Raw genomic sequence first — 21,774 nt, 5'->3', positions numbered from 1 at the left:
GTTATCGGAGTTTTGCCTATGGCCCCCCGCGCCAACTGGAAGGGCTTTTTGCGCCTTTCGCTCGTGACCTGCCCGGTTGCCCTGTACCCGGCGACCTCGGATACCGAAAAGGTCTCCTTCAACCAGATCAACCGCAAGACCGGCCACCGGATCAAATACGCCAAGGTCGACGCGGAGACCGGCGAGGAAGTGGCCACCGACGACATCATGAAGGGCTACAAGGTCGACACCGACACCTACATCGAGGTCACCAAGGAAGAGCTCGACGACATCGCGCTGGATTCGACCCGCACCATCGAGATCGACGAATTCGTGCCGCGGTCCGAAATCGACAGCCGCTATCTGATCCGCCCCTATTACCTCATTCCCGACGGCAAGGTCGGCCACGACGCCTTTGCGGTGATCCGCGAGACCATCCGCAGCTTGAACAAGGTCGCGATCGGCCGCGTGGTGCTGACCAACCGCGAGCACATCATCGCGCTCGAGCCGCTCGACAACGGGCTGATGGGCACCCTGCTGCGCTACCCCTATGAGGTGCGCAGCGAGAAGGAGTATTTCGACGACATCCAGGATGTGAAGATCACCAAGGACATGCTCGACCTCGCCAAGCATATCGTCGAGCAGAAGTCTGCCGAGTTCGATCCGGAGGATTTCGAGGACCGCTACGAGCAGGCGCTGATCGATCTGATCAACCAGAAGCGCAACGGCATCAAGATCACCAAGCCCGCGGCGAAGACCGGCGGCAACGTCATCAACCTGATGGACGCGCTGAAGAAGAGCCTCGCCAACGAGAAGCAGGCCGCTCCGGCCAAGGCGGAGGCGAAGGCGGCGAAGGGCAAGAAGCCGAAGAAGCGCATCGAGGGCCAGCGCGAGATGCTGTTGCCGATCTCGGGCAGCGGCAAGCGCGAGCCCAAGGAGGCGGTCAAGCCCGAGCCGAAGAAGGCCGAGAAGCCAGCGCGCGCGCAGGGCACCGCGGCGCGCAAGAAGGCGGGCTGAGCGGGCGTCACCCGGCGATAGCAACAGGCCGCCGGCTACATCATGAGATTATCGGAAGACGCCCGGCAGGAGGCACGCTGGCAGATCGCGGCCGAGCATCTGATCAACGCGGCGCAATGAGGGGCTGGCTGATGTTCGCGCATATCGCGATGTTGCGCGCGTTGAACGGGGACGATTGAATCCGGAAGAATGCGAAGCGTTTCCGGCTGCGCTTACTTGAAGGCCGAACTGACGGCGTTGAATTGGCCGCTCACACTGGTGCCGATGCCCCTGACGCCGGCGACGATTACGATGCTGATGCCGCCGGCAATGATGGCGTATTCGATCGCCGTCGCGCCGACCTCATCACGCAGAAATCTTGCAAGCAACGCGCGCATGAAAAGCTCCTGTCCGACGCTCGCGGCTTTTTTCTCCCGCGCCGTAGTAATATGCCAGCAAAACTAGGTCACATTGGTTGACGGCCCGTTGAGGGACAGGATGAACGGTCGCTTAAAGGTTGCACAGAATCTGGATGCTAGTTCTGCCTGCAGCTTCCCACCAGCCGGCACGGCGCCAAGCCGCGATTGGGCGTAAACGCATATCAGAACTACCTGATCCGGCCCCGGCCGCGCTTTACCGGCCAGCGGAATCCTGTTCCTTTATCGGACAGGACGACAACGAGGCCGGACCAAACTGGCCGCATCCAGAGGGAGTGACCGTCATGAAGCTCGGCACCGCGATCGCGGAAATCATGAAGCGCGAGGGCATCGAGATCCTCACGGGCTACCCGGTCAACCACCTGATCGAATACGCCGCCAGTGCCGACATCCGCCCGGTGATGGTGCGCCAGGAGCGCATCGGCATGCACATGGCGGACGCGATCTCCCGCGTCACCTCGGGTGAGAAGATCGGCGCCTTCTGCATGCAGCACGGCCCGGGCGCCGAGAACGCGATGGGCGGTGTCGCGCAGTGCTATGGCGAATCCGTGCCGGTGCTGGTGCTGCCGATGGGTTATGCGCGCAGGCTTGCCAATATCGACCCGAACTTCAATTCCAGCCAGGCGATGAAGGCGTTCTCGAAGTCGTCCGAGCCGATCAACATCGCCGCGGAGGTCTGCAACATCTTCCGCCGCGCCTTCACCAAATTGAAGAACGGCCGCGGCGGACCCGTGATCGTCGAGATCCCCGCCGACATGTGGAACGAGGAGGTGCCGGAGCCCTTGAACTACACGCCGGTGCTGCGCACCCGCTACGGCGCCGACCCTGTCCACATCAAGGAAGCCGCCGCCCTGCTCGTCAACGCCAAGCGTCCGGTGATCTATGCCGGCCAGGGCGTGCACTACGCAAAGGCCTGGCCGCAGCTGAAGCGGCTCGCGGAGCGGCTCGCGATCCCCGTCACCACGAGCCTCGGCGGCAAGTCGTCGTTCCCGGAGACGCATCCGCTGTCGCTCGGCTCCGGCGGCCTGGCGGTGCCGCGCGCGGTGCCGAAATTCCTCGCCGAGGCCGATTTGATCTTCGGCATCGGCTGCTCCTTCACCGAGACGTCCTTCGGCATCGCGATGCCGAAGGGCAAGACCATCATCCATTCGACGCTCGATCCGAACCACATCAACAAGGATGTCGAGGCCAGGATCGGTCTGGTCGGTGACGCCGGGCTCGTGCTCGACGCGCTGCTGGAGGAGATCGGCAAGACCGTGACCTCCGACCGCAACGCGAGCGCCGTTGCCGAGGAGATCGCCGCGTCCCACAAGGAGTGGCTCGCCAAATGGATGCCGAAGCTGACGCACAACGACGCGCCGCTCAATCCCTACCGCGTGCTGTGGGACCTGCAGCACACCGTCGACATCCACAACACCATCATCACCCACGACGCCGGCAGCCCGCGCGACCAGCTCTCGCCGTTCTGGAAATCGATCGAGCCGCTGTCCTATATCGGCTGGGGCAAGACCACGCAGCTCGGCTACGGCCTGGGGCTCGCGATGGGCGCCAAACTGGCAAAACCGGACAAGCTCTGCATCAATGTCTGGGGCGACGCCGCGATCGGCTTCACGGGGATGGATTTCGAGACGGCGGTGCGCGAGCGGATTCCGATCATGTCGATCCTGCTCAACAATTTCTCGATGGCGATCGAACTGAAGGTGATGCCGATCTCGACCGAGAAATACCGCTCGACCGACATCTCCGGCGATTACGCCGCGATGGCCCGCGCCTTCGGCGGCTACGGCGAGCGGGTGACCAGGCCGGAGGACATCATCCCCGCGATCAAGCGCGGCATCCAGAAAACCAAAGAAGGCGTGCCGGTGCTCCTGGAATTCATCACCAGCAAGGAGACCGAGGTGTCGCGGCCGGGGACGTGAGGCGCCGCACTCGGCCTCTTCCGCACTTCGCCCACTTGATTTGACCTTGCTTAGGCGGGCAAGCTCCCTCCGACAGAAGATCGGAGGGAGAGATGGCGCGCATCCTGGTGTTGGGAGCCGGCTTTGCCGGGCTGTGGGCGGCGCTTGGTGCGGCCCGCAAGCGCGACGAGATCGGCGCGCGGGCGGCGGACAGCGAGATCCTCGTCGTCGATCGCAACGCCTACCACAACATCCGGGTGCGCAATTACGAGGTCGATCTCGCCGACGTCGCGCTGCCGCTCAAGGACCTGCTCGATCCGGTCGGCGTCAGGCACAGGGTGGCCGATGTCGCGGCGATCGATCCGGCGAAGCGCGAGGTCACGGTCAAGACGGCCGCGGGCACCGAGCGCGTGACCTATGACCGGCTGGTTCTGACCACCGGCAGCGAACTCGTCCGCCCTGCAATTCCCGGCCTTGCCGCGCACGGCTTCGATGTCGACACGTATGAAGCCGCCACCAAGCTCGACGCGCATCTGGCCGCGCTCGGCAAGCAGCCGCCGTCGCAGGCCGGCGCGACGGTCGTGGTCGTCGGCGCCGGCTTCACCGGGATCGAGGTCGCGGCCGAGATGCCGGCCAAGCTTGCTCACGCCGGCATCACCGGCGACCGCCGCATTATTCTCGTCGATCCCAATCCCGTGGTCGGCGCGACCTTCGGCGCGCATGGCCGTCCCGTCATCAACGAGGCGCTGTCCGCGCTCGGCGTCGAGACGCGGCTGAATGTCAGGGTCAGCGCCGTCGACGCCGCCAGCATCACGCTAAGCTCGGGCGAAATCGTTCCGACGGAGACCGTGGTGTGGTGCGGCGGCATGCGCGCGAGTGCGCTCGCCGCAACGCTGCCGGTCAAGCGCGACGCGCTCGGGCGACTGACGGTGGACCATTACATGCGCGCCGAGGGCTTGGCTGATGTCTTCGCCGCCGGCGACGTCGCCGCCTGCCTGATCGACGGCGAGCATCCGACCGTGATGTCCTGCCAGTTCGCGCGGCCGATGGGCCGCTTTGCCGGCCACAATGTGATGGCGGATCTGTTCGGCGAGAAGCTGCTGCCGCTCACCATCGACTGGTATGTGACGGTGCTCGATCTCGGCGCCTGGGGCGCGCTCTACACCACCGGCTGGGACCGCGAGGTGCACACGACGGGCGCCGCCGCAAAACTCACCAAGCAGACCATCAACCAGCAACGCATCTATCCGCCGCGCAACGGCGACCGCGCCGCGTTGCTCGCGGCAGCGGCGCCGACGATCCAGGCGGCGCCGCCGACGCGCAAGTAAGAAGGGCGGCCACCGTGTGACCGCCCCTCTTTTGTCTTGATGCTCGCGCGATTACTGCGACAGCTTCACAAAGTTCGGAAACTTCAGCTTGCCCTCGGCGATCGCTTTCGGCCAGACCGTGATCTGCTTGCCGCCTTGCCACTGGAACACGAGGCCGGTGACGGCGCCCGGGCCCGACTTGATGCCGTGGGTGAACTCGTCGTTCTTGCCGTAGAACTGGATCTTGCCGATGGTGCCGTCGAAGTCCGTCTTCTCGAGCTCGGTGACCATCTTGTCCGGATCGGTCGAGCCGGCGCGTTGGATCGCCTCCGCGATGATGTAGACCTCGTCATAGGCGGTGTAGCCGGTATACGCCGGCGGCGTGCCGAACTTGGCCTTGAAGGCGGCCGCGAACGGCTTTGTCTTCGGCGTCACCGCGACGTCGGGCGTCGCCACCGCGAGCGAGGGCACGCCTTCCGCCGCGCCGTTGGTGTCGCCCCAGAACGACGGGCTCAGCGCCTGCGCGCTGATGCCGAACATCGGGATCGGCACCTGCTGGTTCTTCCACTGCACAGTCGGCTGCACGCCGACATGGGAGATGCCGGTGACGATGACGTCGGGCTTTGCGCTCTCCATCTTGTTGAAGATCGGCGTGAAGTCGGTGGTATCGGGCGAGAAGCGGATGTGCTCGACCACCTTCAACCCGGCCTTCGGCAGGCAGGCCTCGTAGCCGACGTCGAGCGGCTTGGTCCAGGCCGCGTCCTCGCTCATGATCGCAACGGTCTTCATCTTGAGCTGGTCGACCAGCAGCTCCTTGGCGGCGTCGCAAACCAGCTGCGCTTGGGCTGCCGAGGTCAGATAGCCGTGGAACGTGTACTTGTTCTTCTCGTAGTCGTTATGAACCGCCTTGGTGATCTCGTTCGAGGCGGCGCCCGGCGTGATCAGCGGCATCTTCAGCCGCGAGGCCCACGGCTCCAGCGCCAGCACGACCTCGCTGATGTAGCTTGCGATCACGGCCGAGACCTTGTCCTCGCTCACCGCGCGCTGGAAGGCGCGCACCGAGTCCGCCGACGAGCTCTTGTTGTCGTAGGTGACGATCTCGATCTTGCGGCCCATCACGCCGCCCTTGGCGTTGATCTCGTCGGCCGCGATCTGCGCGCCGCCCGGGGTCGCCGCACCCGCTATCGACTGCACCTCGGCGATGACACCGATCTTGATCGGATCGTTGGACTGCGCATAGGCCGGCGCCGCGAGGCAGAGCGCGAGTGCGGAGGCCAAAAAACTCACGCGGGTGGCGGTTGAATATCGTGTCATCATGATCTCCCTTGCTTTGCTTTCTTGTTTGAAATTTTCGAACGTCAGAGAAAGTCTTTGCCGGCCTCCGCGGCGAACCGGCCCGGGTCGCCCTCCCACACGATCCGCGCGTGCTCCAGCACATAGACGCGGTCGGCATGCGGAAGCGCAAACGTCACGTTCTGCTCGCCGAGCAGCACCGTGATCCTGGTGGTTTGGCGCAGCTTCTCCAGCGCCTTCGACAGCAGTTCGAGGATGACCGGCGCAAGTCCAAGCGTCGGCTCGTCCAGGATCAGGATCTGCGGCTGCATCATCAGCGCGCGACCGATCGCCAGCATCTGCTGCTCGCCGCCGGACAATGTCTGCGCCATCTGGCCCTGACGCTCTTTCAGGATCGGGAACAGCTCGAACAGCCAGGCGAGCTGCTTGGCCCGCGCCGCGTCGTCGAGATGCTGGCCGCCGAGATCGAGATTTTCCCGCACCGTCATCTCGCCGAACAGTTCGCGCGATTCCGGGCACTGTACGAGGCCCGAGCGGGCAATCTTCGCCGGCCCCGTGCCGCGCAACTTCTCGCCGCCGCGCAGGATCTCGCCGGTATAGGGCAGGAAGCCCGAGATGGTGTTGAACAGCGTGGTCTTGCCGGCGCCGTTCAGCCCGACGATGGAGACGAACTCGCCCTCATGGACGTGAATCGAGACGTTCTCCAGCGCCTGCGCCTTGCCGTAATGCACGCTGACATTCTCGACCTGCAGCAGCGGCACCTTGTCCTTGAACGAGGTCTCGGGCCGCGCATGGGTTTCGATCGCGCCGCCGAGATAGACCCGCCGCACGGTCTCGTTCTTCATCACCTCGTCGGCGCGGCCGGTCGTGATCTCTTCGCCGAGATACATCGCAAGCACGCGGTCGACCAGGGCTGCAACGCTCTTGACGTTGTGATCGACCAGCATCACCGCGCGACCCTCGTCGCGGAAGCTGCGGATCAATTGCGAGAACGTCCCGACCTCGGTGCTGGTGAGGCCGGCGAAGGGCTCGTCGACCAGCACGACTTTTGGATCGCGCGCGATTGCTTTCGCCAGCTCCAGCCGGCGCAGATCGGCGAACGGCAATGTCGGCGGACGGCGGTTCATCACCGCCCCAAGCCCGACGCGGTCGGCGATCCATTTGGCGCGCTCGGTCAGCGCCTTGTCGGGAAACAGCATGAACAGGCTGTCGGGCAGTAGCGCGACCATGATGTTTTCCAGCACGGTCTGCCGGTTCAGCGGCCGCGAGTGCTGGAACACCATGCCAAAGCCCTTGCGCGCGATCTTGTGCGCAGGCAGCCCGGCCACGTTCTCGCCCTCGAACAGCACCTCGCCCGCGGTCGGGCGCTCGATGCCCATCACGCTCTTCATCGCGGTCGACTTGCCCGAACCGTTCGGCCCGATCAGACCGAGGATCTCGCCGGGGCGCAGCTCGAAGCTTAGATTCTTCACCGCGGTCAGGCCGCCGAACCGCTTGGTCAGGCCGCGTACCGCGAGCGTCGGAGTGGTGATCACAGTCTGGTCCATCAGGAGCGCGCCTCGCGTGACAGGGCCGCTCCGAGGAAACCGCCGGGGAAGAACAGCACGACAAGCAGCGCCACCGCCGAGACGATGAAGGTCGCAAGCTCGCCGGTCGGGCGCAGGAATTCGCCGGCGACGATCAGGAAGATCGCACCTAACGCCGCACCGAGCACCGTGCGCCGGCCGCCGAGCACAGCGGAGACGATCACGTTCACGCCGACCGCGACGTCGACCACGGTGCCGACCGAGGCGGTGCCGAAGTAGAACACCAGCAGCGCCCCCGATAGTCCCGAGAAGAACGCGCTGACGATGAACGCCGCGAGCTTGTGCTTGACGATGTTGAATCCGAGCGCGCCGGCCTGCACCGGGTCCTGCCCGCTCGCCTGCAGCACCAGGCCGACAGGCGATTGCGACAACCCATAGAGGATGGCCGCGCTGATGGTCATGAAGCCGAGCGCGATCCAGTAATTGGCGCCGGCATTGATGGTGATGACATCAGGGATGGTGAGCCCGATCTCGCCGCCGGTCAGGTCAGCGAACACCACGATGAAGTTCTGCAGCATCAGCACTGCAACGAGCGTGGTCAGGCCGAAATACGGTCCCCTCACCCGCAGCGCCGGCAGCGCCAGCACGAAGCCCGCGACGACCGAGGCCAGCGCGCCAAGCAGGATGCAGAGATAGACCGACCAGCCGAACTGGTTGTTGAGAATGCCCGCGGTGTAGGCGCCGGTGCCGATCAGGAAGGTCGGGCCGAAATTGACCTCGCCGGCAAAGCCGAACAGCAGGTCCCAGGCCATCGCGAACACGCCGAAATAGAACGCGACAGTGAGCAGCCCGAGGATGTAGCCCGAGACGTAGAACGGCAGGGTCGCGGCAATCACCACGCAGACTACCGAAACGAAGAACAGGCGCGACGTGAAGAAATTGGCCATGTCAGCGCCTCCCGAGCAGGCCCTGGGGCCGGATATACATCACGAACACGAGGAGCAGCAGCGCTGGAATGGTGCGGTAGGCCGGCGAGATCATGTAGGCCGTGATGGTCTCGAGATAGCCGACGACGAAGGCCGCGATCAGCGAGCCCGAGACGCTGCCGAGGCCACCGAGCACCACGATCGAGAACGCGCTCGCGGTCAGCGGCCCGACACTGTAGGAGCTGACGCCGAGGAACATGCCGAGCAGCACGCCGGCGATGCCGGCCAGAATGCCGTAGATGCCCCACACCACGATATAGATCTGGGTGAGCTCGAGCCCGAGCAGCGTGACGCCGCGCGGGTTCATCGAGGCCGCCAGCACCGCCTTGCCGGTGCGGGTGCGGTTCACCAGGAGCCAGAGCAGACCGATCACGAGGCAGCACACCAGCGCGGTGAAGATGTTGTTGCGCGGCGTGCGGTTGCCGAAGATGTCGACGACGCCCTCGACGATCGGCAGCACCGTCTTGGCGTTGTTGGTGAAGAAATAGGCGATCAGCTCCTGGATCATGATGCCCCAAAGCAAGGTGCCGGTGAGGACGAAGATTTCCTTTTCCTCGTTCGGGATCCGCCTGGAATTCTGGATCGGCTTCACGACCGCGAAATAGGTCGCGAACGACACGATCAGCGCAACGCCGACACCGAACAACGCGCCGGTGTAGATGTCGAGGTGCAGCACGCTGGCCGCGGCCCAGGCCGCGACCGCTGCGGCCACCATGATGGCGCCGTGGGAGAGGTTGAGAACGCCGGAGACACCGAAGATCAAGGTGAAGCCGGTCGCGCCGAGCGCATAGAGCGCACTGATGGCAAAGCCATCGATCAGGATTTGTAAGGCGAGCATCTCAGATTGGCCGCGGCAGCAAGGCTGCCTGTTGTGGAGGACGCGAAACCGAAACCGATGCTCCCGGGAGGGACCTGGGAGCATACTGATCGGTCAGTTCGTGGGGACCTTGACGAAGCTCGGGAACTTGAGATCGCTCTTGGCGACCTCCTTCGGCCAGACCGCGACCTGCTTGCCGCCCTGCCACTGCAGCATCAGTCCGGTGATCAGGCCCTTGCCGTACTTGATCGAATGGGTGAACGGGTCGTCCTTGCCGTAGAACTGGACGCGTCCGATGGTGCCTTCCCAGTCGGTCTTCTCCAGCGCATCGACCATCTTGTCGGCCTCGACCGAGCCGGCACGCTTCACCGCATCGGCGATGTAGTAGACTTCGTCATAGGCGGTGTAGCCCGCGTAGGACGGATAGTTGCCGTAGCGCTTCTTGAATCCTTCCGCGAACGGCACCGACTTCGGCGTCACCGCGACGTTCGGGCCCGACACGCCCTGATACAGCACGCCTTCCGCCGCATCGTTGGTGTCCTTGCCGAAGGTCTCGTTGGTCGCCTGCGAGGAGATGCCGAACATCGGGATCGGCACCTGCTGGTTCTTCCACTGCACCGTCGGCTGCACGCCGACATGGGAGATGCCGGTGATGATCACGTCGGGCTTCGCGGCTTCGACCTTGTTGAAGATCGGCGTGAAGTCGGTGGTATCGGGCGAGAAGCGGATATGGTCGACGACCTTGAGCCCGATCTTCGGCAGGCACTCTTCATAGCCGACATCGAGCGGCTTGGTCCACGCCGCGTCCTCGCTCATGATGACCGCGGTCTTCATGTGCTTCTGATCGACCAAAAGATCCTTGGCGGCATCGCACACCGACAGCGCCAGCGCCGCCGAGGTCAGGTAGCCGTGGAAGGTGTACTTGTTCTTCTCGTAATCGGCGTGGACGCTCTTGCTGATCTCGTTGGAGGCGGCGCCGGGCGTGACGAACGGCGTCTTCAGGCGCGAGGCCCACGGCTCGAGCGCCAGCACCACTTCGCTGATATAGCTCGAGATGACGACGTTGACCTTGTCCTCGTTGACCGCGCGCTGGAATGCGCGCACCGAATCCGCCGAGGATGAGTGATTATCGTAAGAGACGATTTCGATCTTGCGGCTGTCGATGCCGCCCTTGGCGTTGATCTCGTCGGCGGCCAGCTGCGCCGCCTGCGGGATCGACGCCCCCGCGATCGCCTGCGCTTCGGCGATCACGCCGATCTTGAGGGTATCGGCGGCCTGCGCTCCGCTCGGCGCCGCGGCCAGAAGGCCCAACACGGCCGCTCCGGCAAGTTGCTGCATCGCATGAAAAGGCAGTCGCGATGTTGTTTTCACCCTGTTTCACTCCTCTTGTTCTTCTTCGGCCGCTTCGAGCTCTTGGGGCGGGACTATAGCTGCGACAAAATGCGCAGCAAGTGAAACTGCGCGCAGATCGCCATGCATCGACGGCAACTAAAGTAGTGGGTCGGCGCCTTCAGGCTGAACAAAGATGAGGCAGTGCGGGAATAAGAGCGCGGGGCGCCAATCACTCAGATCGTCATCGCAAAGACAGTGAGGTGAGCACGTTGCTCAGGCTCCCTCTCCCCTTGTGGGAGAGGGTGGGGAGAGGGTCCTAACCGGCTACATAGGTAACAGAATAGACCGGCGACATAGGTAACGGGTCAACTGATCGGCAAGGAGGAACTTGCCGATGGGGTGGATGGAGACCTGTGCTGTGGATGAACGGATGCGGTTTGTGGTGGCGGCACAAAAGCACGAGGAGTCGTTTGCGGCGGTGTGCCGGCGGTTCGGAGTGAGCCGTCGGGTGGGCTACAAATGGCTTGCACGGTTCGAGGAAGAAGGCGCGGCCGGACTGTTCGATCGTCCGCGAGCTCCGCTGCATCGTCCACAAAGCGTTGCGGAGAAGATCGCTGAGCGCTGCCTTGAGGTGCGTCGGGCGCATCCTAGCTGGGGGCCGATCAAGGTGCTGGCCTTTCTCGAACGGAAGTCACCTCGGACGGCATGGCCCGCGGCAAGCACGATCGGCGAGCTGTTCGATCGTGAGGGGCTGACGGTGAAGCGCAAGCTGCGCCGGCGCGGGCCGCCCTCGAGCGCGCCCTTTGCCGGTTGCGAGGCGGCCAACGACGTCTGGTGCATCGACTTCAAGGGCTGGTTCCTGACCGGGGACGGCATGCGCTGCGAACCGCTGACGCTCACCGATGCCTATAGCCGCTATCTGCTGCGCTGCCAGGCCTTGGCACGCACCGACACGGATCATGTCTGGCCTGTGCTGGACGCTGCGTTGCGCGAGTTTGGGTTGCCACTCTACATGCGCTCGGACAACGGCTCGCCGTTTGCCTCGCGCGGCGCCGGAGGATTGTCACGACTGTCGGTCAAGCTGATCAAAGCCGGCGTGACGCCGGAGCGCATTGCACCGGGCAAACCTCAGCAGAACGGCCGCCATGAGCGGATGCATCTGACGCTGCTGCAAGACGTTGCCAATCCGCCGGCTCCCACCATGCGCGAGCAGCTCAAGCGCTTGCACAGCTTCCAGCATCTCTACAACGAAGAGCGTCCTCACCAATCGCTCGACAACGCCACGCCAGCCGACCGTTACCAGGCCTCCTCGCGCCGCTTCGACGGTGTCTTGCGCAAGCCGGAATACGCTGACGGTCAGGACGTCCGCTCGGTCCGGCACAACGGAGAGATCAAGTGGTTGGGCAACACGATCTATATCAGCGAAGCGCTGATCGGTGAGCCCGTCGGCTTGGCCGAGGACCCGGACGGCTGGACCGTCAGCTATGGCCCGATCGTGCTCGGCACGATCGCCCATCGCGGTGACCAACTCCGCAGACCCAAACGCAAGGCAAAAGGCTGTGGACTTGAGGACAACGCTACGCGTTGCCCTCAGGGTCCACAGCCCCAACAACAGACCTGAACGAAACGAGAATTGTGTTACCCATGTCGTCGGTCTGAACCGTTACCCATGTCGCCGGTTGCTCAAGAGGGGTGGCCCCGGGCGAGATGATCGGTGAGAGCATTGCTCTCGCAATCTTCGTTCGTTGCAGCGATACGGAGAGAGCACGTCGTGTGGCACCCCTCTCCCTAACCCTCTCCCACAAGGGGAGAGGGAACCCTTCCGCCGGTGGCGCGCTCACGCGCGCGTGCCACTGAGTTGCCCGACGGCGCAAGACCCTCGCGCAAAAATAATTCGCTTTATCAGAAATGCAACTCGGTGTATGAATCCGCCCGTCTCACCCGATCGAGGGGCGCTTCGCGGTCGTCACGAACGCGGTGTGGGATGCGGTGGACGCGGAGCGTGTGACTGACGAGCGCACGCGAAGCGGACGGTGAAGTCGTGTGGTCCTGACGCCCTAGCGGCAGGTGTCTCGTCGCAACACGCGAACGCGTTTTGCGAAGGCGGTGACAAGCAAGCCCAGTCTCGCCGGGGAGAGCACGAAGTAAGCCGTAACCCATCGCGCAGGGAAAGCCGGATTGTTCGGTTTCACCTGTGGTCCTACCCCCGAGCTTTCTACCTTTGCTCGGGGCCCATGGGTGCGATCGGCACCCGGCTTTCCCTGCGCCCTCTGATCGAGAGAGGGCGGAACGAAGAGCAAAGCTCGGACAAATCATGTCGCGAGAACGCGAAGCTGCGTGCCCACCCACACTGTCATCGCCCGGCTCGCCGCCTCCGCTAAAGCTACGGCGCGCCTGAGCATCCAGGCCTCGTCGAAGCCTTGGCGTAGACGGGACCGGGCGATCCAGTACGCCGCGGCCTCTCGGCTCAAGCACTGGCGTCTCTGGAATACTGGATCACCCGCATGCGCGGGTGATGACACCTTGCTGGTTGACGCACATCGAGAATCTGATTCCGGCATTCGCCGGAGCGACGGCTCCCGCCCTACTCCGCCATCTCCGCCGGCGGCCGCGCGGCGGGGCCGGCGAGCGGGCGCTCTTCCATCGTGATCATGCAGATCGACGCCGTGGTCAGCAGCACGGCGGCGGCGCCGAACACGTAGCGGAACGCCGTGATCATGTCGGCCATCGGGATCGCGCTCACGCTGCCTGCGGCCGCAGCATGATGCTCGCCGTTGAGCGAAATATCGGGACCCAAGGTCATCAGCAGGATGGTGGTGAAGGCGGCGACCGTGAAGGAAGCCATCATCGCGCGGAAGAAGTTCATCGCGCCGGTCACGGTGCCGACCTGCGGACGCGCTACCGCGTTCTGCAGCGACACCACGCTGATCGGGAACGTGGTGCCGAGCCCGAGCGCGAACACGCTCATCAACAGCAGCAATCCCCACAGCGGCAGCGTCGTCACCGCCATGCCGACGGCACAGATCGCGGCGACCGAGGTGCCGACGATGGCGACCCGCTTGTAGTGCTTGGCCTTCGCCATGGTCCGGCCGGCGATTGCTGCACCAAAGGTCGAGATCGCCGCGAGCGGGATCAACGCGAGGCCGGCCTCGCTGGCGGTGAGGTGATAGACCACCTCGTAATACAGCGGCAGGTGCACGGTGAGCCCGACCATGGCGCCGAGCGCACAGCCGCCGGCCCCCATCGCGAACGGCACCACCGAGCCACCGAGCAGCGACAGCGGCAGGAACGGCTCGTCGGCGCGGCGCGCATGCCAGACGAAGGCGCCGGCGAGCGCGATCGAGGCGCCGATCATCGCCGTGATGGTCGGCGACAGCCAGGACAGACGGGTGCCGCCCCAGGTCAGCACCAGCATCAGCACGACGGCCGAGGCCATCAGCAGCACGCCGCCGAGCCAGTCAACCTTGCGCTTGCGGTGGAACACCGGGATCTTGTTCATCTTCGGCAGCAGCAGCGCCAGTGCCGCCGCCGCGAGCGGCAGGTTGATCCAGAAGATCATCGACCAGTGCAGATGCTCGGCGAACACGCCGCCGACGACCGGGCCGAGAATGCCGCCGGCCATCCAGACGCTGGAGAAATAGGCCTGATAGCGGCCGCGCTCGCGCGGGGTCACCACGTCGGAGATCACGGTCTGGACAACCGGCATGATGCCGCCGCCGCCAAGCCCCTGCAGGCCGCGGGCAACGATCAGCATGGTCATGCTGGGCGCGATCGCGCACAGCACCGAGCCGACCACGAACAGGCTGAGCGAGGTGATGATCATGACGCGGCGGCCATAGATGTCGCTCAGCGTGCCGAACACCGGCGCCACCGCGGTGGAGGCGAGCAGATAGGCCGTGATCACCCAGGACAGATTAGTGACGTCGTGAAACTGGCGTCCGATCGTCGGCAGCGCGGTCGCGACGATGGTCTGGTCGAGCGCGGCCAGGAACATCGTCAGCATCAGGCTGATCACGATGGTGCGGACTTCATCCGGATTGAGCGGTGCCGGCGGCGCCAGCGGCGGTGCGTCGCTGAGTTCGATCACCTCGCTCGGGAGGCGGGACAGCTCTTCGGCAATGTCGTCGGGCAATGTCGCTTGGTCGGCAGGAATCCGGCTCTGCCGTTCATACTTGTTCATTTGAGGCGTAATGCTGCTGCGCGGGCTGATCCCGCGATGGAATCATTCTCTGCTTCGCAATTTATGCAGCAAATCGATGCTGAGGCAGGCACCCCAGCGCATGGGTGCATCCCACAGCAGTGGTCTCGCGATGACGTGATCGCAGCGCTCGTTGCGACGTCACGCCTTGGTCGTCTTGCCGAGCGCTTTCGGCCGCTTCTTCAGCCGTGCTTGCTTCGGCAACAATCCCGGCCAGCGCACGATATGATCCTCGAGATCGGCGTCGTTGACGTCGATCTCGGTGCCCTGCACCCGCCCGCGCACCGAGACCCCGGCTTCATGAACGGTGTTGGGATCGCCCGAGATCAAAGGATGCCACCAATAGAGGTCCCGCCCCTCCGCCACGAGCCGGTAGCCGCAGCTCGGCGGCAGCCAGTTCAGGGTCCGGACGTTTTCCGGCGTCAGGCGGACGCAATCTGGAACCTGGTCGGAGCGGTTCGGGTAGTCCTTGCAGGTGCACAGGCCGGCATCGAGCAGCTTGCAGGAGATATGGGTGAAGTAGATCCTGCCGGTGTCCTCGTCCTCGAGCTTCTCCAGGCAGCAACGTGCGCAGCCGTCACACAGGCTCTCCCATTCAGCGTTGGACATCTCTTCCAACGTCTTGGTTTTCCAGAAGAATCCCTCCTGGTCCGACGGGCGCTTGGGCGGTGCGGTCATGATATCCCTGACATGGCGGTGCAGCTCTTCTTGGGATGCCGGCGCCGGCTTCGCAAGGGGGTGATCCTGCGGGGTCGCAAAAGCCGGTGGGCAGCGTTAGGGCTTTCATTAAATTCACCAGCCGCGCCATTGGTTTATGGCAGCCGCTCGGATAGAACAACGAACGAGTCCCCAACGACGCAAAAGCGCCTTGGGATTGCCGCAACATCGAAGCAAGACGCTGGCCTGGGCCCGTTTTGGGCAGGCGCAGCGCTGTCGAACTGATCAAGGGTCCGGTCCGCCAGATCATGCCGTCGCATTGGAAACAGAGGGTCCGGAACTTCTTCCTGGACCTCGATGCGCGTATCGACTCGACGCTGTTCTCGTCGGGCAAGGGCCTGCGCGAGCTTTACGAGCGCTATTCCACCTTCATGGACCGCTTCTATGTCGGCCGCTGGAAGCGCTGGGTGTTCATCGAGCCGCTGTCGGAGGCCGCGACCATCGGGCTCGGCGGCATGATCCTGATGCTGACGCTCGCGATCCCCGCCTTCCGCGAGACCGCCGACGAGGATTGGCTGAAGAAGTCCGATCTCGCGGTGACCTTCCTCGACCGCTACGGCAACCCGATCGGCAGCCGCGGCATCAAGCATAACGACTCGATCCCGCTGGAAGATTTTCCGGACAATCTGATCAAGGCGACGCTGGCGACCGAAGACCGCCGCTTCTACGACCATTTCGGCATCGACTTTCCGGGCCTCGCGCGCGCGCTCGTCACCAACGCGCAAGCCGGCGGCGTCCGCCAGGGCGGTTCGTCGATCACCCAGCAGCTCGCCAAGAACCTGTTCCTGAACAACGAGCGCACCATCGAGCGCAAGGTGAAGGAAGCCTTCCTCGCGATCTGGCTGGAGACGCGCCTCACCAAGAACGAAATCCTGAAGCTCTATCTCGACCGCGCCTATATGGGCGGCGGCACTTTCGGCGTCGACGGCGCGGCGCATTTCTACTTCAACAAGTCAGTGCGCGACGTGAACCTCGCAGAAGCCGCGATGCTCGCCGGCCTGTTCAAGGCGCCGACCAAATACGCCCCGCACATCAACCTGCCCGCGGCGCGTGCCCGCGCCAACGTCGTGCTCGACAATTTGGTCGATGCCGGCTTCATGACCGAGGGCCAGGTGTTCGGCGCCCGTCGCAATCCAGCGGTCGCGGTCGACCGGCGCGACGAGAACTCGCCGAACTACTACCTCGACTACGCCTTCGACGAGATGCGCAAGCTGGTCGACACCTTCCCGAAATCCTACACCGAGCGCGTCTTCGTGGTCCGCACCGCGATCGACATGAACGTGCAGAAGGCGGCCGAGGAAGCGATCGAGAACCAGCTCCGGCAGTTCGGGCGTGATTATCACGCGACGCAGGCGGCGACCGTGGTGTCCGATCTCGACGGCGGCATCCGCGCGATGGTCGGCGGACGCGACTACGGCGCGAGCCAGTTCAACCGCGCCGTCGACGCCTATCGCCAGCCCGGCTCGTCGTTCAAGCCTTACGTCTACACCACGGCGCTATTGAACGGCTTCACGCCGAACTCGAAGATCGTCGACGGCCCGGTCTGCATCGGCAATTGGTGCCCGCAGAACTATGGCCATTCCTATTCCGGCTCGGTGACGCTGACGCAGGCGATCACCCGCTCGATCAATGTGGTGCCGGTCAAGCTTTCGATCGAGCTCGGCAAGAACATTGGCGGCCCGAAGGCCGGCCGCGCCAAGATCATCGAGGTCGCGCGCCGCTTCGGCCTCAAGGCGCCGCTGCCCGATACGCCGTCGCTGCCGATCGGCTCCGACGAAGTCACGGTGATCGAGCACGCGGTGGCGTATGCGACCTTCCCGAACCGCGGCAAGGCGGTGACGCCGCATTCGGTGCTCGAGGTGCGCACCGGCGCCGGCGACCTGGTGTGGCGCTGGGACCGCGACGGGCCGAAGCCGCGGCAGGCCATTCCGCCGAATATCGCAGCCGACATGGCCGGCATGATGAGCCACGTTGTCAGCGAAGGCACCGCGCGCCGCGCCGCGCTCGACGGCATTCCGACCGCGGGCAAGACCGGCACCACCAACGCCTATCGCGACGCCTGGTTCGTCGGCTACACCGGCAACTTCACCTGCGCGGTCTGGTACGGCAATGACGACTATTCGCCGACCAACCGCATGACCGGCGGCTCGCTGCCGGCGCAGACTTGGCACGACATCATGGTCGCCGCGCATCAGGGTGTTGAGGTGAAAGAACTCAACGGCGTCGGCATGGGCCAGAAACTGCCGCCACAACCGGCGCAGGCCAATGCCCAAGCCAACGCAGCGCCGCGCATATTGGAGACCAAGCCGGGTCCGCCGCCGGTGCTGACCAAGCGCGGCGCCGATATCCTGGTGCGGGTCGAGAAGCTGCTCGACGACGCCGCCAAGACCGCCAACAAGACCACGCTGAACGAGCCCTCGAAGGCCGGCAAGCCGGAATCCTCGAGCGCGCTGGCGTTCCCCGAAAATTACATTGCCGCGGCCGGGCCGGACGGCGCGACAACAACTCCTGCGCCACGCAAGAACTGACGTGCGGCTCCTCCTCACCACCCTGCTGGCCCTCGTCATCGCCACCGCCGTCGGCCTCGGCCTGACCTACGCGACGGCAACGCGCGGCACCGATCTCGGCACCTTAAAGATCGGCGCCTGGACCGCGCGACCGAAGAACGGCACCTCCGACGTCGACCCGTATTCGCGCGCCACCATCGCGCGCAGCGGCGAATTGCCGATCGGTACCGGCGACGGCATCGCGTTCTCGGCGACATCAGACGACAAGAACAAGCCGCTCGACGGCCGCTGCGACATCGTGGTCAGCGGCGTGACCCCGGCGGCGCGGTTCTGGACGCTGACCTTGTTCGACCGCAAGGGACACCTCGTCGCAAATTCGCTGCAGCGCTACGGCTTCACCAGCCAGGAGATCATGCGCGCCTCCGACGGCACGTTCGAAATCCACATCGCCTCGCGCTCGCGCGCCGGCAACTGGCTGCCGACCGGCGGCATCGAGCGCTACGCGCTGATGCTGCGCCTCTACGACACGCCGGTCGGGGTCGCGACCCGCACCCAGCGCGACGCGCCGATGCCCTCGATCGCAACGACGGGCTGCCCATGATCCGGCTGCTGTTCACCATCCTCGCAGGCGTGCTGCTCGGCGGCGTGGTGCATCTCGTCAGCGTGCTGGCGCTGCCGCGGATTGCCTCGCAGGACGCCTATTCGCGGCTGACGCCGATGACCAAGCTCAACGAGGTGACGCAGCTGCCGCTGGCCGACCCAACCCACTCGCCGATGCCGCTGATGGATCCGGCGTTCGCGATGGCGATCTGCCGCTACGATCTCTCCAGCGCGCCGCTCAAGCTCACCGTGCCGGTCAGCCAGGCCTACACGTCGGTATCGTTCTACACCCGCAACGAGGTCGCCTATTACGCGATCAACGACCGCTCCGCCGGCAAGAAGGTGATCGAGCTCTATTTGATGACGGAAGCGCAGCACAACGAGCTGCCGGAGGACGAGGAAGTCACCGCCGCCGACCGGCTGATCATCGACTCCCCGACGTCGACCGGGTTGATCCTGCTGAAGGCGCTGGCGCCGGAGCCCGGCCTGATGCCGCAGGCGCAGGCCTCGCTCGCGGCCTCCTCCTGCAAGCCGCAGACCGAGCCGGTCGCGGCCAAGCAGGAGGCGCCGCCGCCGCTACCCGCGCCGGCCCCGCCGCCCGCGGCGCGCAAGCGCTAGCTCGCTGCCAGCGCATGCCGGCCGCAACGGCAGGTCTCGTAGTCAACGGGATCGTGGCTGTTGACGATCGTGACGGTCCCGCCATGCGCTGCCTTCAGCTGGCGCAGCCGCTCCTGGTTCTGGATGCGCCTCGTGCGATCCATGTCCGCCCGGCGCTGGAACATGCCGAGCACCAGCGGGATCCGCGGCCTGGCGTCGAGCTGGGCGTGATGGAAATAGGCATCGCCGGCGTGCAGCAGCCATCTGTCCTTGTCGCGCACCGCGATCCCGCAATGGCCAAGCGTGTGCCCCGGCAGAGGGATCATCAGGATGTCGGGCTCACGATCACCGAGCGCGCGCACGCCCTTGAAACCGAACCAGTCCTCGCCATCGGCGCCATAGAATGCCCAGTCCGGCCCGTGCTGCCACTGCGCCGTGATGTAGCGTCCTTGCGGCGGCGCGACCTGATGCGTCACCGCCATGTCGTATTCGTTGCGATGGACATGCACCTTGGCCTTCGGAAAGTCCGGCACGCCGCCGGCATGGTCGCGATCGAGATGCGTCAGCAGCAAATGACGCACATCATCAGGCGAGAAGCCGAGGGCCTTCACCTGCTGCACGGCGGTCTCGGCCGGATCGAGCCGCGGCGTGGTCTGCCGCACCCATCTGCGTCCGAGCCGCAGCGGGTCGGCGATGTCGCCGAGCCCGATGCCGGTGTCGACCAGCACGAGGCCGTCATTGCTCTCGACCAACAGGCAGTGACAGACCATCCGCGCCCGCTGGAAGATGCTGCCGCTGCCGTTCACGAGACGCTTGCCGATCGGGCACATGGTGCCGGTGTTGAGATGGTGGATGCGCATGACCAGTCCTCCGCTGAAGTCCGCGCAGGCTTGCCACTCGCCTCATCATAGGTAAAATATTGTCTCTCTATCCCTACGATAGGACATACCTATGGATATCCGCGAACTCCGTTACTTCGCCGCGGTCTACCGCGAGCGCAATCTGACAGCGGCCGCGAAGCGCTGCTTCATCTCGCAGCCGTCGATCTCGGCGGCGATCACCAATCTCGAGGCCGAACTCGGCACCACGCTGTTCATTCGGCACAAGAAGGGCATGGCCCCGACGGAGTCCGCCGCGCAGTTTCACGGCATCGCCCGCAAGATCATCGACGAGGCGGACGCGGCGCGAAACCTGTTTCGCAAGCCCGCGACGCGGCAGGCGCTGACGCTCGGCCTGTTGCGGACGCTCGATCAGGCCCGGACCATCGCGCTGCTGAAGCCGTTGACGGGTCATGCCGACCTCGCGCTCCGGCTGGTCGGCGCCAACGAGAAGGCCGACGCGCGGATCGTCGCAAAGACCATGGTCACCGCCGGCGAGCACTTCATCCCGCTCTGGAGCGAGCGCTATGTCGCTGCATTGCCGCCGTCGCATCCCCTGACCTTGAAGGAGACGCTCCGGACCACCGACTTCGCCGGCGTTCCGATGATCGATCGTTGCCATTGCGAGCAGCAGGAATTCTTCAAGCGCACCGCACCGCCGCGCAAACCGGTGGCGATCGCGGAATCCGAGGAATGGGCGATGGCGCTGGTCGCGGCCGGGGTCGGCGTTGCGATCGTCCCCGAAGGCGTCGCGCGCGGCAATGCTGATATCGCGGTGCGGGCGCTCGATATCGACGTGGCGCGCCAGGTCGGCCTCGCCTATCCATCCGCCCACCCGCCATCCGATGCGCTGAAGGCGTTCATTGCGAGCCTGCCGCGGCAACCGAACAGTCGCCGCGTCAGATCGACCGCGACGAAAGCGAGGCGGGCCTAGCCCTTCGTCACCACGGCCTGGCCGGCAACCGGCGCGGAGACCAGCGGCGCATTGGCGGTGAGCCGGGCGAGCTCGTTGATCTGGCGTTCGGCGTCCGCGGCCATGCCGTCGGGCGCCTGGATCACCAGCCGCTCCAGCGCCCAGCGGTAGGACGAGATCCGCCGTTCCAGGCTCTGCTGGACCCATTGCACGATCAACGTGTTCTCCTCCATCCGTGCGACCGCATCAGCGCGCTCGCGCGGCGACACGTCGGCGATCAACTTGAGGCTGGCACTGCGCTTGCGGTCGAGCTCGATCACCTGGCTCGCAATGGCGAAGAACGGCTCGAACCGCGTGATGTCGTCGCGAACCTGGTCGATCAGAAGCGAATAGCGCGAAGCGAACGAGCGATGCGGCTCGTCGATCAAATTCCGGCCATACATGGTGCGGTCGAACACGACCCCCTGCCGCCAGGGCGAAGGCAGCGGCTGGTAGTCGCCGAACACGCTCTTCCAGGCCGGGCGCGACAGCGGCGGCTCGACGAACTGATAGGCGAGATCGCGCAGCTGACGTTCGTGTTCGGTGAGCTGGAATTGCGAGGCGTTCTTGCCGACGCTGCCGTTCGCCTCCGCACCCATCCAGCGATGCATGTCGTCGTTGCGGAAATCCGCACGGGTGCGGCCGAAATCGCCGCCGCTGCAGCCCGCGAGCGCCGAGCCCGCCAGCAGCAGGATCAGCGCCGGGAATGGCCGCCACGCGGCGTTCCGCTGCACAAGCTCCGGCATTGCGCGAT

18 protein-coding genes are annotated in these 21,774 nt (G+C 65.0%); 8 read left to right on the top strand and 10 right to left on the bottom strand.

The features are described 5' to 3' along the window. The first annotated feature begins 18 nt into the window (after positions 1–18). Positions 19–996: a non-homologous end joining protein Ku gene (ku, locus tag HAP48_RS31395; protein ID WP_166203782.1), complete on the top strand. Its 978-nt coding sequence runs from the start codon at positions 19–21 to the stop codon at positions 994–996. Between the two features lie 212 nt (positions 997–1,208). Here ku and HAP48_RS31390 read toward each other — a convergent pair whose 3' ends face one another. Then, on the bottom strand, positions 1,209–1,373 hold the full coding sequence (locus HAP48_RS31390) for a Flp family type IVb pilin (protein ID WP_024579538.1): 165 nt from the start codon (positions 1,371–1,373) through the stop codon (positions 1,209–1,211). 134 nt (positions 1,374–1,507) lie between these two features. On the opposite strand from HAP48_RS31390, the gene HAP48_RS31385 reads away from it, so the two are divergent. Both HAP48_RS31385 and HAP48_RS31380 read left to right on the top strand, forming a co-directional pair. Then, positions 1,508–3,331: a thiamine pyrophosphate-requiring protein gene (locus HAP48_RS31385; protein ID WP_275948992.1), complete on the top strand. Its 1,824-nt coding sequence runs from the start codon at positions 1,508–1,510 to the stop codon at positions 3,329–3,331. Between the two features lie 92 nt (positions 3,332–3,423). Continuing rightward, the gene (locus tag HAP48_RS31380; RefSeq protein WP_166203780.1) at positions 3,424–4,638 is read left to right on the top strand and encodes an NAD(P)/FAD-dependent oxidoreductase; all 1,215 of its coding nucleotides are present in this window, start codon (positions 3,424–3,426) and stop codon (positions 4,636–4,638) included. Positions 4,639–4,689: 51 nt separating this feature from the next. On the opposite strand, the gene HAP48_RS31375 is transcribed toward HAP48_RS31380, so the two are convergent. The 5 genes from HAP48_RS31375 to HAP48_RS31355 form a co-directional block, all read right to left on the bottom strand. After that, positions 4,690–5,934, bottom strand: a complete 1,245-nt coding sequence (locus HAP48_RS31375; RefSeq protein ID WP_166203779.1) for an ABC transporter substrate-binding protein — start codon at positions 5,932–5,934, stop codon at positions 4,690–4,692. Positions 5,935–5,975: 41 nt separating this feature from the next. Further along, positions 5,976–7,457, bottom strand: coding sequence for an ATP-binding cassette domain-containing protein (locus HAP48_RS31370; protein WP_166203778.1), 1,482 nt, complete (start codon positions 7,455–7,457; stop codon positions 5,976–5,978). Continuing rightward, entirely contained in the window at positions 7,457–8,383 is a 927-nt protein-coding gene (locus HAP48_RS31365; protein WP_166203777.1) for a branched-chain amino acid ABC transporter permease, read from the bottom strand. Before HAP48_RS31365 ends, HAP48_RS31370 begins: the two co-directional genes overlap by 1 nt. Position 8,384: 1 nt before the next feature. Further along, positions 8,385–9,260 carry a branched-chain amino acid ABC transporter permease gene (locus HAP48_RS31360; RefSeq protein ID WP_018270667.1) on the bottom strand — a complete coding sequence of 292 codons (876 nt, stop codon included), beginning with the start codon at positions 9,258–9,260 and terminating at the stop codon, positions 8,385–8,387. Between the two features lie 93 nt (positions 9,261–9,353). Then, complete coding sequence (locus HAP48_RS31355; protein WP_166215317.1) at positions 9,354–10,577, bottom strand: ABC transporter substrate-binding protein; 1,224 nt, start codon at positions 10,575–10,577, stop codon at positions 9,354–9,356. 388 nt (positions 10,578–10,965) lie between these two features. On the opposite strand from HAP48_RS31355, the gene HAP48_RS31350 reads away from it, so the two are divergent. Then, complete coding sequence (locus HAP48_RS31350) at positions 10,966–12,192, top strand: integrase core domain-containing protein (protein WP_420869824.1); 1,227 nt, start codon at positions 10,966–10,968, stop codon at positions 12,190–12,192. Between the two features lie 963 nt (positions 12,193–13,155). On the opposite strand, the gene HAP48_RS31345 is transcribed toward HAP48_RS31350, so the two are convergent. After that, the gene (locus HAP48_RS31345) at positions 13,156–14,751 is read right to left on the bottom strand and encodes an MDR family MFS transporter (protein ID WP_166203776.1); all 1,596 of its coding nucleotides are present in this window, start codon (positions 14,749–14,751) and stop codon (positions 13,156–13,158) included. Positions 14,752–14,910: 159 nt separating this feature from the next. Then, positions 14,911–15,447 (bottom strand): YcgN family cysteine cluster protein, encoded by a 537-nt coding sequence (locus HAP48_RS31340; RefSeq protein ID WP_166203775.1) that lies wholly within the window; start codon positions 15,445–15,447, stop codon positions 14,911–14,913. A gap of 287 nt (positions 15,448–15,734) precedes the next feature. On the opposite strand from HAP48_RS31340, the gene HAP48_RS31335 reads away from it, so the two are divergent. From HAP48_RS31335 to HAP48_RS31325, 3 genes are read left to right on the top strand one after another with little or no spacing between them, the layout of a single operon-like run. Beyond that, positions 15,735–18,014 carry a transglycosylase domain-containing protein gene (locus HAP48_RS31335; RefSeq protein WP_166203774.1) on the top strand — a complete coding sequence of 760 codons (2,280 nt, stop codon included), beginning with the start codon at positions 15,735–15,737 and terminating at the stop codon, positions 18,012–18,014. Between the two features lies 1 nt (position 18,015). Beyond that, entirely contained in the window at positions 18,016–18,594 is a 579-nt protein-coding gene (locus tag HAP48_RS31330; RefSeq protein ID WP_029082050.1) for a DUF1214 domain-containing protein, read from the top strand. Beyond that, a complete protein-coding gene (locus HAP48_RS31325) occupies positions 18,591–19,211 on the top strand; it encodes a DUF1254 domain-containing protein (protein ID WP_029082051.1) in 621 nt (206 codons plus the stop codon). The genes HAP48_RS31330 and HAP48_RS31325 overlap by 4 nt, the downstream gene beginning before the upstream one ends. Here HAP48_RS31325 and HAP48_RS31320 read toward each other — a convergent pair. Then, positions 19,208–20,050, bottom strand: a complete 843-nt coding sequence (locus HAP48_RS31320; RefSeq protein WP_166203773.1) for an MBL fold metallo-hydrolase — start codon at positions 20,048–20,050, stop codon at positions 19,208–19,210. The genes HAP48_RS31325 and HAP48_RS31320 overlap by 4 nt on opposite strands. Before the next feature lie 91 nt (positions 20,051–20,141). On the opposite strand from HAP48_RS31320, the gene HAP48_RS31315 reads away from it, so the two are divergent. Continuing rightward, positions 20,142–21,002: a LysR family transcriptional regulator gene (locus tag HAP48_RS31315; protein ID WP_166203772.1), complete on the top strand. Its 861-nt coding sequence runs from the start codon at positions 20,142–20,144 to the stop codon at positions 21,000–21,002. Here the strand turns inward: HAP48_RS31315 and HAP48_RS31310 are convergent. Further along, complete coding sequence (locus tag HAP48_RS31310; RefSeq protein ID WP_166203771.1) at positions 20,999–21,766, bottom strand: hypothetical protein; 768 nt, start codon at positions 21,764–21,766, stop codon at positions 20,999–21,001. The genes HAP48_RS31315 and HAP48_RS31310 overlap by 4 nt on opposite strands. Positions 21,767–21,774: the final 8 nt, after the last annotated feature.

Origin of the sequence: Bradyrhizobium septentrionale (assembly GCF_011516645.4) — a bacterium.
Lineage (GTDB): Bacteria > Pseudomonadota > Alphaproteobacteria > Rhizobiales > Xanthobacteraceae > Bradyrhizobium > Bradyrhizobium septentrionale.
This window is presented reverse-complemented; position numbering and strand designations above follow the sequence as displayed.